Origin of the sequence: Erysipelatoclostridium sp. MSK.7.34 (assembly GCF_019041935.1) — a bacterium.
In the GTDB taxonomy this organism is placed as follows: Bacteria; Bacillota_I; Bacilli_A; order Erysipelotrichales; family Coprobacillaceae; genus Thomasclavelia; species Thomasclavelia ramosa.
On sequence record NZ_JAHPYJ010000064.1, the window covers coordinates 1 to 1,247 of the forward strand.

The window sequence follows — 1,247 nt, forward strand, 5'->3', positions numbered from 1 at the left end:
TGATGTGTACCCAGTTTTCTGGACACGTTTAAATTTAGTTTTAAAAAAATTATGCCATGGATGCTAATCTGTACAAAACAGGTGGCATCCATTTTGTTTTTTCTGTATTCTTTTATTGCAGTAGAAAACTATGAAAATGAATACAATTCATTTTCATACCCATAATAGACTTCATTTTTTAATCGGCCAAAGAAAGTTTCCATTACCGAATTATCATAACAGTTTCCTTTTCTAGACATTGATTGTATTATACTGTGTTCTTTTAATGAATTGATATAATGAGCATGTTGATATTTCCATCCCTGATCTGAGTGGAAAATCAATCCTTCAAGGATGGAAAACTTTTCATATGCCTGAGTCAGCATATTTGTAATTTGTTTAAGATTAGGATGCGGTGATAAATCATAGGAAATAATCTCATTTGTAAACCTATCTAATATTGGAGAAATATAACATTTTCCCCATGCAAAATTGAATTGAGATACATCAGTAGTCCATTTTTGTAATGGTCTACTCGTATTAAAATTTCTATTAATAATATTATCTGCTACATTCCCTTTATAAGAATGGTATCTCTCTTTAGGACGTTTACCTAATAATCCCATATTATGCATAAGTCGTTACACTCTCTTATGATTTACCAGATAACCGCGATTTAGAAGCTCTCTATGAACTCGACGAACTCCATAGCGTCCCTTATTTTGATCAAAGATTTCTTTTATCAGTTTCATCATCTCATGCCTTTAGAAGATGCTTTAATCGATATCCTTTTTCACGAATTTCTTTAACGATTGCTGCTCTTAAACGTATTAGTTCTTCTTTCTCAGGAGGAGTAAGTTCACTTGATATTATAGATTTTTTCAGAGGCTGCTCCTTACTATGTCGTCCCTTCTTTAAATCGAGACCATTATATCCATATATTTTATATCGTTTTACCCAGTTTGACAATTGACTGTGATTAATATTAGCACTTATTGCAACACTTTTTTTGAGATTCTCCAGCTAGAACCCTGGCAACTAAAGTTGTATCTTTCTTCCACAGTATACTCAGTGCAGGTGGTAGGATGTTTTAAAGCATCTATTCCATGTAAGTCAGCGATTTTGACCCATGTAGTAATTCCTTTTCTAAAGTTTTTTTGTCCAATTCCTTCTGGTGTTTCATGCCATCGACCATTTTTATATAGTTCAACACACTTCAACTTAAATACATAATCATATTTCATATAAAAACCCTCCTTACTGGTTTG

At 32.4% G+C, this 1,247-nt stretch carries 3 protein-coding genes and 1 pseudogene; all 4 read right to left on the reverse strand.

What is annotated here, in order from left to right:
- Positions 1 to 128: 128 nt before the first annotated feature.
- Complete coding sequence (locus tag KTF99_RS16760) at positions 129 to 614, reverse strand: IS3 family transposase (protein WP_217215679.1); 486 nt, start codon at positions 612 to 614, stop codon at positions 129 to 131.
- A gap of 6 nt (positions 615 to 620) precedes the next feature.
- Positions 621 to 734 (reverse strand): IS3 family transposase, encoded by a 114-nt coding sequence (locus KTF99_RS17750; RefSeq protein WP_081723988.1) that lies wholly within the window; start codon positions 732 to 734, stop codon positions 621 to 623.
- A 1-nt stretch (position 735) separates the two neighbouring features.
- On the reverse strand, positions 736 to 948 hold the full coding sequence (locus tag KTF99_RS16770) for a hypothetical protein (RefSeq protein ID WP_003536167.1): 213 nt from the start codon (positions 946 to 948) through the stop codon (positions 736 to 738).
- 23 nt (positions 949 to 971) lie between these two features.
- Positions 972 to 1,247: pseudogene (locus KTF99_RS16775) on the reverse strand (hypothetical protein); the annotation flags it as partial.